Source organism: Vibrio sp. 10N.286.52.F8, from assembly GCF_041468745.1.
In the GTDB taxonomy this organism is placed as follows: Bacteria; Pseudomonadota; Gammaproteobacteria; order Enterobacterales; family Vibrionaceae; genus Vibrio; species Vibrio crassostreae_C.
This window is the reverse complement of the sequence record NZ_JBFRJF010000038.1, coordinates 25281-34494: the sequence shown is the minus strand read 5'-3', so window position 1 is coordinate 34494 and position 9214 is coordinate 25281. Positions and strand designations below refer to the sequence as shown.

Annotated in this window: 10 protein-coding genes and 1 pseudogene; 7 read left to right on the top strand and 4 right to left on the bottom strand. The window is 43.6% G+C overall.

Annotated features, from left to right (window positions below):
* Nucleotides 1-502 precede the first annotated feature (502 nt).
* Nucleotides 503-706 carry a hypothetical protein gene (locus tag AB4133_RS18225; protein WP_017059106.1) on the top strand — a complete coding sequence of 68 codons (204 nt, stop codon included), beginning with the start codon at nt 503-505 and terminating at the stop codon, nt 704-706.
* Between the two features lie 42 nt (nt 707-748).
* On the opposite strand, the pseudogene AB4133_RS18220 reads toward AB4133_RS18225, so the two are convergent.
* Nucleotides 749-877 (bottom strand): annotated as a pseudogene (locus AB4133_RS18220) (ABC transporter substrate-binding protein); the annotation flags it as partial.
* 34 nt (nt 878-911) lie between these two features.
* Nucleotides 912-1361 (bottom strand): PaaI family thioesterase, encoded by a 450-nt coding sequence (locus tag AB4133_RS18215; protein WP_017059105.1) that lies wholly within the window; start codon nt 1359-1361, stop codon nt 912-914.
* Nucleotides 1362-1395: 34 nt separating this feature from the next.
* Between AB4133_RS18215 and AB4133_RS18210 the strand changes: the two genes are divergently transcribed.
* Nucleotides 1396-1674, top strand: a complete 279-nt coding sequence (locus tag AB4133_RS18210) for a DUF134 domain-containing protein (protein ID WP_029235478.1) — start codon at nt 1396-1398, stop codon at nt 1672-1674.
* Between the two features lie 63 nt (nt 1675-1737).
* Here the strand turns inward: AB4133_RS18210 and nqrM are convergent, their stop codons facing one another.
* On the bottom strand, nt 1738-1935 hold the full coding sequence (gene nqrM / locus AB4133_RS18205) for a (Na+)-NQR maturation NqrM (protein WP_017059103.1): 198 nt from the start codon (nt 1933-1935) through the stop codon (nt 1738-1740).
* Complete coding sequence (locus tag AB4133_RS18200; protein WP_017059102.1) at nt 1932-2378, bottom strand: NifB/NifX family molybdenum-iron cluster-binding protein; 447 nt, start codon at nt 2376-2378, stop codon at nt 1932-1934. Before AB4133_RS18200 ends, nqrM begins: the two co-directional genes overlap by 4 nt.
* 475 nt (nt 2379-2853) lie before the next feature.
* Here AB4133_RS18200 and AB4133_RS18195 point away from each other — a divergent pair, with 475 nt between their 5' ends.
* From AB4133_RS18195 to AB4133_RS18175, 5 genes are all read left to right on the top strand, one after another.
* Nucleotides 2854-3576 carry a DUF1007 family protein gene (locus AB4133_RS18195; RefSeq protein WP_029235926.1) on the top strand — a complete coding sequence of 241 codons (723 nt, stop codon included), beginning with the start codon at nt 2854-2856 and terminating at the stop codon, nt 3574-3576.
* 94 nt (nt 3577-3670) lie between these two features.
* On the top strand, nt 3671-4768 hold the full coding sequence (locus AB4133_RS18190) for a nickel/cobalt transporter (RefSeq protein ID WP_017059100.1): 1098 nt from the start codon (nt 3671-3673) through the stop codon (nt 4766-4768).
* Nucleotides 4769-5257: 489 nt separating this feature from the next.
* A complete protein-coding gene (locus AB4133_RS18185) occupies nt 5258-6775 on the top strand; it encodes an esterase/lipase family protein (protein ID WP_372225248.1) in 1518 nt (505 codons plus the stop codon).
* Nucleotides 6776-6787: 12 nt separating this feature from the next.
* Entirely contained in the window at nt 6788-7909 is a 1122-nt protein-coding gene (locus AB4133_RS18180; RefSeq protein WP_372225245.1) for a choice-of-anchor X domain-containing protein, read from the top strand.
* A gap of 39 nt (nt 7910-7948) precedes the next feature.
* Complete coding sequence (locus AB4133_RS18175; protein WP_372225243.1) at nt 7949-8782, top strand: hypothetical protein; 834 nt, start codon at nt 7949-7951, stop codon at nt 8780-8782.
* The last annotated feature ends 432 nt before the right edge of the window (nt 8783-9214 follow it).

Here is a 9214-nt window from a genome sequence, read left to right as displayed (position 1 = left end):
GAATAACTGAAATATGGTCTAAAAGGCTTAATCCATTCATTATGGCTAAATATCTGCTGTTAAAAAACAGTATATGATCACACCTAAATCTGATCATCAAATCGATCTTGAATGTATTGAATTTGTTGTGACTTCAGTGTACAAATTAGTGGAAACATCACTTCACGCTACCCCTTATTCCATATGGGTTTTTCATGATCTTGCCCTGTTTGTCCCCCCTAGATTGCATGCGATCATAAATCAGAATAATAATTCCGGAAAATCAAATTCATGGGAAGATGTCATAGCCCTCCCACAGTCTCGAACTCGAAACTCCAGCACCAGAACAGCCCCCTTCCAAAAACGAAATTTTAGCTTACTGGCTTAACGCCGATATCGCATTGACGGTTACGTTTGAGAAGCGCATGATTTTATTTCGAGCAGAATCGTTGTCTGGCGTGTTAACCGTGTAATCGCCCCAAAACTCGTTCTGTGCAACGTACTCAATTGTATGGCAGGTCACATGAATAAAGTAATTATGTTAGTAATGGGGCTGCTTTTTACCAGTCGATTGTTTGCCAGTATTGTTCCTCATGTTGGTCAACTTGAGCATGATGCGCCTATTCTCCTTCGCTCGGCATTGATTGTAGGGGTTGCGGCTTACGCAGTTTGGAGTGCATTTAAATACTTCAAAAAGATCAAGGCCTCAGATTCAGATCAACTGTAACGGCGAAAGTCCAAAAGCTTTTGAATAAGCCTCTAATTTCGATTACTGATCTGCGAAATAATCGACCAAGATTTTACGCCACTTTCGTGACTCACGAATCTTCAACAGGGCGCGGTTAATCTCTTCTTAGTACACGTTATTTTCAGTGATTATGAAACCGTAGTTGGACTTTTATAACTGATAAAACAACACCGCTATACCAAGCTTAAGTTTGATAGCTAGAAACTGACATAAACTGACTTTGTGCCGACGAACATAACTTTCCGCACTGAGTAATTTGGCTTTCTAGGAAGTAGATATTACGTCTACTTTTCACCCATTGGGCACGAACTTCCAGTTCTTGACCAATCAAAATCGGATGATGAAAACGAGAGGTTAAACTCACCGTCATCGCCTTGATATCATTCTGAAATAGACAATGCAACATCGCGCTGTCATGCAGTGTAGTGACAATGCCACCTTGCATGATGCCATCGTAGCCCTCAGCTTTATCTGTTGGTACAATCTTGGCTCTGGTTTTATATTTAGCTACTGCCTCATGCTTAGTTAAAGTGTCATGCTCGCCAATAGCTTCAAAACAAATGGCGCTGTCGTTGAAAAAACCTTGGCTGCACACTTGGCAACGCCGATGATTGTGTGGAAAGAAAACCTTCATACTTACCTTTACCCATAGATTGCTAGAGATTGATATGGCTCGACCAAAAAAACATCGCCAGTTGTGTACCCGTACGGCTTACTCTTGTTTTAAGCCCAATGGTGTTCCTATGGACGAGCTTCATAAAGAAGAATTGCTATTGGAAGAGCTCGAAGCCTTGCGCTTGGCTGATCAAGAAGGCCTGAGCCAGCTTGAAGCCGCTGAACAAATGCAGGTGTCTCGCCAAACGTTCGGCAACATTATCAAGCGTGCACGAGCTAAAGTCGCCAAGTGCATCGTCAATGGTCACGCGTTGGTGATTCAAAGTAGTTAATTAACGTGTTAGCCAGAAGTTATTTAACTCAGTGAGCGAGAACTCTGATGCTTACTTCGATACTTAGCTTGATGGCTCAGTAATCTGATACAGCTTTTTGCTTTGCCCTTCACACACATCCTTGCAATTGCATTCACGCTCAATATCTAACTGCGCCAATCCTCCACAGCTGCCTTTGATTGGCTTGCGCGAAAAAATCACGCCTATCGCCATCAATGTAACGACTCCGACAAACCCCAATAGCGTCAACAAAAAGGTCATTGTCGGAACCCTCGAATAGCACCTAGCTGATTAGGCTGTACCATTAGAATCGAAGCTTGTTTTTTGTGCCCGTTTTCGCCGCACGTTTTATTGCCACACCCACTATTTCTCGGCTCGCGACCATAATCGAGATCGGTCACTTCCCGTAGATTGTCGAAATCCAAAGCCCCGATTTCTGCCTTACCTGTCGATGCCAAGACTCGAATATCGTTATTGAACAAGTGCGCTAGCATCTTCTTACCAATATAACGAACCACCACAGATTTCACATCGTAAGAACGGAGAACCGAAATCCATTGCTTCTTTTTATTGCAAGAGGTGTCGGAGTCAATCAAAGGAACAATCTGTTTTATCTGTCGTTGTTCATCGACAATCGCGATCTGTGGGGAACGAGCAAAGTGGTTGCCAACATGAAGGTCGCGACAAGGTACTGCGTATAACATAGTAACTTCCTGTTATTGATGATCAGGAGTTCAGCATACGCCCCATTATTGGCATATGCCAATAACCATCATGTGAAAAATAAGATTTACTGGATCGATAACGAAGATCACAAGCACCCAAACTTACCGTCATCTTCAGCCTATCTCAGTTACCTTTCAAATAACCATATATACTAGGGGGTAGTATTTTTACTGGGGGTATTTTTTGCGTTGTCAATGCCTGTTATCAAGAGCCAAGCTCAAACCCATTACAAAAAGGCCTCGCACAACCGAGAGCTTAATCGACTATTCAACGTCACACACTAGTCTGAATAATGTCGAATTAGGGACCAATCAAAGATGTTTATAGGAAAAATAGGTTGGATTGAAAATCAAGAATTGCAGTCGGCTTCAATGTAAACAAGCTTATAATTTGAAGTGAACAACGCATCGAGTTGTTATAATATAACATCACACTAAATTACCATCATTTCTCATGAAACAGCCATTTATTCTAATCGATGTCATCAATCGCCTCTCCACACGCTATGTAAGCCGTTTCTCGACATGCTTTCGCTCTCTCAAGGGCTTGACTGTTGGCCTAGCATTATTGTGTTTTGCGCCAAATCTATATGCCCACCCTCACTCTTGGATAGAGATGAAAACTCATATTGAGGGAGAGAATGGCATGATCACCGGTCTCTCTATGGAGTGGTCTTTTGATGCAATGACCTCGATGTACATGTTGGATGGAGAAGACGTCTCTGCCGATACAGAAACTGAAACATTCAAAAAGCTCGCTGCGTCTGTAATCGAAAACATGATGTACGAGCACTACTTCACGTACTTTTATGATGGTGAAGAGCCCATCAAATATCAGGTGGTTGAGAACGCAAAGTTTGAGCGTGATAAAGCCAAGATGGTTCTAACATTTGACCTACCACTTTCTAAACCTAAGCCTGTGACACGAAACTCGCTTCGCGTATTGATTTTTGACCCTAGTTACTTTGTCGACATGTCGTGGCTATCCAACAGCGACGTGACATTGTCACCTGAACTAGCAAGACAATGCCATTTAGAATTAATCGAGCCTAACCCGACGCCAGAGCAAATGAGTTATGCAATGTCTTTACCTGTCGATGCAGATCCAGATAACACGCTAGGCCAACTGTTTACACAATCGGTTGAGCTTCATTGTGCGGCGGTTCCCGCTTCTTAGTCGCAGTGGTTCGTTTCAGCCTTTAAGTCAGCGTCTAGCTGATTAAGCATGGCAACTAATTAACAGAAAGATTTCAGATATAGGTTCTTGTTAAATGAAGAAAAATCAATCCAAAATCAATCACTACCTCATTGGTGCTGGCGCGTTCGTGCTTATTGCTATTGGTGCGTATCAACTGTGGTCCATGTGGCCATCGTTAGTTATCTCTAGCATTCAATGGCAAAGAGAAGTCAATTCAGAACTTGCAGACCTGCTCTATGAAGCTAAATCCAACCCTTGGGGCGCAGGCAGTTACCTTATCGGGTTCAGCTTTATCTATGGCATGCTTCATTCTTTGGGGCCTGGGCACGGCAAAGTTATCGTGTCGACTTACTTAGCGACTCACCCAACCAAAGCCAAGGCGAGTTTAGTGCTTACGGTCGTCTCCGCTTTTTTACAAGCATTGGTCGCAATCTTACTAGTAAGCGTGTTGCTGTGGGGCTTTAGTGCTTCCATGCGAGTAGTGAATGACAAAGCGAATATGTTTGTTTCATTAAGCTTTGCCTTAGTCGCGGTCGTCGGCGCACTTATATGTTGGAAGGCTTTGAAAAACATCTACACCGCTATGCGTAAGCCTAAGCTGAAAGTGAAAGCCATCACTACACTCGCAACAGACACAGCTGCGACAATTTCAGCGCGTTCGCCAATGGCACTTCGTTCATCAATATCAGCCCCTTCTCCGATAATCGACGCTACTAGCACAATGCAAGCCGCAGCTAACACTCATGCAGATCATTCTCATGCCGACTGTGGGTGCGGCCACCAGCATGTAGCCGATGCAGACGCAATCAACAAAGCCTCAACGCTCCGAGAATATGCTGGAATTATAGTGACGATTGGCGTAAGACCGTGCACCGGAGCCATCATGGTACTGCTTTTCGCAAACATGGTTGGCCTATATTGGATGGGTGTTGTCAGTGCTTTTTCCATGGCGATTGGTACTGCTTTCACAACCTCGACGATTGCTATAATGACACTAACAGGCAAGAACTTGGTAAAACGCTATTTGGCAGCAGGTAACAAGAATAACAGTGCTTCACTAAAAGCCGCAGGTCATTATTTACAGCTATTCGGTGGTGTTTTACTTGTCTTAATTGGCTTGTTGCTAATGAGTGGACAAGACAGCGGTATGTCGCCTGTTTTCACTATGTAGCGAACGATGTAATAACAAACCTCAGTTTATTGCGACCTTTACCATTTTTACTAAAAAACACTAGCCCTTATCTCTCAAATCTGAATTAACAGCCACATAATTTCTACTAACCTAACTTTGCACAGCCAGTTAGGTTAGTAGTCAGCCATTCAGAACAGCGCGCTCTATGTAGTTCTGTAACAAACCTACATCCAACTTTGATTTTCCTATTCTTAGCTACTCTTTCATAAACTAACTTAGATTGTTCTAACAATATTAGAGCACTATCCCCCTCCTTTTGAAAATAAGGACATAACTTCCGCAATCCAGAAACTACGATCGCACTCTTCCTATTTTGAAAAAAAATAGAGCAGCAGTTTTATCAATTGAGTAACAAGCCGAAATTATACCCAATAAATTTCACATCAAACTCCAAGCCTTTACCTTACAACTACAGATAGAGCTTTCTTCAACCAAATTCTTGGATAACCTATACTCAAAGGTAAACAAATGAAACTATACATTCCGAGCGCCACGCTCAGTGTTTTGTTACTTTCTCCGAGTTTCGCGAGTGCCGAAGATATACCTGATTCATACGAATTGCGTAATTTTTCGATGCGCTCACAAAGCTCTGGGATAGCCCCACCGCAAGAAGAACTCGGCGTTTATGTTGTGAATTCGGGTCCTGGTCTGGATACCGGTTGTACCTATGCTTCTGGCGGACCTCTACTTATCTCTTTACCTGTTCCTATGGTCGTCAGCCCCAACGTTTTACAAAGTGACGGGAGAATTGCTCCGAGTAAACTGGGCGATATGCAGCAAAAAGGCGTTATCGGTTCTAACGCAAGGATCAGCATGCCGGTCTTCGACATAGACTCCAATGCCAACGTCAGTAATATTGCTCCAGAAATAGATGTCGTATCTTTTAACGGAAAGTCTTTAGGTACGCTGCAAGGCTCTGATAACCGCTGGACGGATACTAACCTTCAAGTCGATATCAGTGATATCAAGTTCGGCCAAAACAATGAGATTCGCGTCGATATTGATACTGGCAATACGGGAGACAACTGGTGTATGTCTGTCGATTGGGTCTCAATCGAGTTTGATGTTGCCATTCCTGTGATTCTTGCTCATGGCATTGCTGCACAATCAGACACTTGGGATGATGATACGGCTCCAGGCGTGCTTTCTACACTTGATGACTATGGCATTCGTTATACTCGTTTCTCTGCTGACAAAAATGGAACCACAGCGACTAACGCTAATATCTTGAACAACAAAATTCAGGGTTTTCTCGATGAGTTGAAATCCGACAAAGTTCACGTCATTGCACACAGTAAAGGCGGGCTAGATACCCAAAACCTCAAAGCACTTAGCCCTTCCTTTGAGATAACCTCCCTTTCTACTTTCTCCACACCTCACCTTGGTAGCGTCGCAGCAGATTTGTCGGTGATAAAAATGGACCACTACGCCGATATCTACAGTAACGTCAGTACCGATCCAAATAATTACGCTGGCAAGTACATGCAACTCCCAAATATTCCGTTTGCGGGTCCTAAAATGCCTGGTATCCGTGATCTAACAACGGATACAGCATCAAACGCGATCCAAATGCGTACTCGCGGCAATATTGCAAATACATTTTCTATTGGGGCAAATGCCGATCTCAACCAAGACGGTGTTATTGAGAAAGATCCTGATATCGTTGGCCTATTCCCATGGGGATCGCGTTGGGCAGGCGTTAACGCTTGGCAGGCGCTAAGAAGCTTTAGTTCTGCGGCCTACCTCGATACTCAAACTCAATCGGTCACAATGCCAAGTGTGCATGGACCACAAGCTCATCCAATCACCATAGTCAGTTACCAAGCCATTCAAACAGTACCGCAAGAAAATGATGTTGTTGTGACCTTGGCAAGCGCTAACCCAAGTTATACCAATGCATTGGGTAACGTATTGGCTAACCACTCAACAATGAAAACGGGACAAAACGTTGAACGTTTTCTACAACAAATTATTTCAATGCGCTAAGGAGTGGCCACAATGAAATTCATCAAGCAATTAGTGATGGTGTTCAGTCTTTTCTGTACCTTCATCACACCGGCTATCGCCAGTAATGCAATACCCGTTGGGATGAGTACAAGCACGACACTATCTCAACCAGTGACTAGTAACGATAACGAAGTCACAATGCTATTTACCATCGACAAAGCGGAAGCCCTAAAAGCAGAAATCATCGTGCCGTTGGATGATGCAACCGTATATTTAGTCAAGCCTAACGGGCAAGTCGCAACATCATCCAATGATGTGCAAGCGAACATACTTTCAGGTGACACACAAAGTCCGCCGCTACCGGGCAGCTATTTATTTTTGCCTGAAGTAACTAACCCTGAACCTGGCGAATGGAAGATCGTCGTTGATTTTCCAAACCCAAGTTACAACACAGTAATTATTGCTCAGGTTGCGATCCAATCCCCTATTGCGTTTGGCATGGCGATAGCTGCAAACCAATTTGTGGTCGGTGAACCAGTTCCCGTTTCTGCATTACTGACAAACAAAGGGAATCCAATCACAGGTGCCCAAACCAGCGCAGTGATCATTGATGAAGCTGGAATAAAAACACGCCTGACGCTTAAAGATGAGGGTGTCAATTTCGATGCTATTGCTAAAGATGGTGTCTACAGCAATATTTTCGTTCCACCCGCTGAAGGGGATTATCTAATTGAAGGCATAACGTCTTTTGAAGAATATGGAACAACTATCACTCGCCAGACAAGTAAAAAAATCCACGTACTACCCTCTGACATTGAATTTGTCAGCCTCTCACTCGCTCCACTGTTTTCCTCTGAAGGCTGTGTTATTGCCTTAGAGCAGCGCTTGGAACTTGATGTTAAATCCGCGGGGGATTTTGCCATTCATGGTTACCTCACCGATGGAATTGACGAGCTGAACACAAGCAAACGTCTGCAACTCAAACCTGCGAAGCAAATCGTCATTCTACAGTACTCAACTGAAGATATTTTTGGCGCGTTTGATTCAGCGTCTACTTTGACCTCCAACCCGACGATCATCTACGCAATCACTCAAGATGACATACGAATTTCAGCCCCTCGAATTCAGTTTGAAGAATTTATTGATTTAGCATCTTTTGAGCGTTGCCGCTAACCGATTGAAGTCACGGGGAGTTTAGTCACCACACCGACTATGTCGCAAGATGGAACCTACATTGATTCGCTGAGTTTTGAGTTTCCTATCCATGTTACGCGCAGTGGAACTTACACAGGTTCGGTAAATATCGTTGGTGCAGCCGGAGAGTATTTAGAGCTAGTGAGTTTCCAAGAACCGCTTGAGGCTGGCGAAAACACCATCAAGTTTACCGTTCCTGGTGACACGTTTAAGCAAGCCGATGGTCCTTATGAACTGAACGCACTGCTAATCTACAGTGGCGTTGACTCCTATCGACAAGGAGTTCTCGGTCAAACTCCACCATACCAAGCCTCTGATTTCAGTCCGCCAGTGAATGTGACCCTCCCCTCTAACCTATTCGGTTTGGAAAGAGAAAACTGGCAAGCAACCCCGGCAACACATGTCACGCAACATCGTGTCGGTGGTTACTTAAGAGCGGGGGCTTCAATCCCATACGACTACGAAACACTAGCGAGTTTTGACTTAAGTGAGGTTCGAGGGAAAATTAAACAGGCAACGCTTATTGTTGATTTCGGAGATTCAACTCTTCAATTTCCATTCAACAATGTAACTGCGCATATCGTTAATCAAACTTGGTCTCCAAACACACTGGATTACGACACGTTCTGTGAGTCTTTTACAATATGTGCAGCATGGAGTAATCCACTCACTACATTCAACAACGTAGAAGCCGGTCAAACGCTTAGGTTTACCAACTCTAAACTATTAGAAGCATTAAATGAGAAGAGAGTGTCTGGGTTGAACAAACTAGATATTGCTCTTACCTCTTCTCCCTATGAAAGAAGTTTCTTCATTAACGTTAAGCAGGTGTCATTATTCATCGAGTACTGATCCTAAAACTGAAATAGAATAAGGCCATGCCCAAGGTATCGCTTTGGGCATGGCCTCTCAGAGTGAACAGTGATGAACTTTGCAAGCTTCATATGTTTATTCTGTTAGAGCAGACTATGCCAGCCCCTCAACAGTAGTGATAAAGCACGCTAATCACTATAGACTCCATCAACCAACAAAATGAGATCGAAGTTTTATCCAAAAAGGCCAGTAGTCCCAACAACCGGGTGACTCCACAGATCTATCCATCCCATCACCAAATTTTTAGGTGACTTTAAAGATGCCCCTACACTAGTCTGATAGCTAAAGTTAGAATAGACCCGTTAAGTATCATCGATTTACAAAACAGAGCCAAAATATCTAAATAAAAACAGTGAGAAGCGATACAATAATCAAGTTGCAAAATTGCAGCGTGGGACACCTGCCCACTGA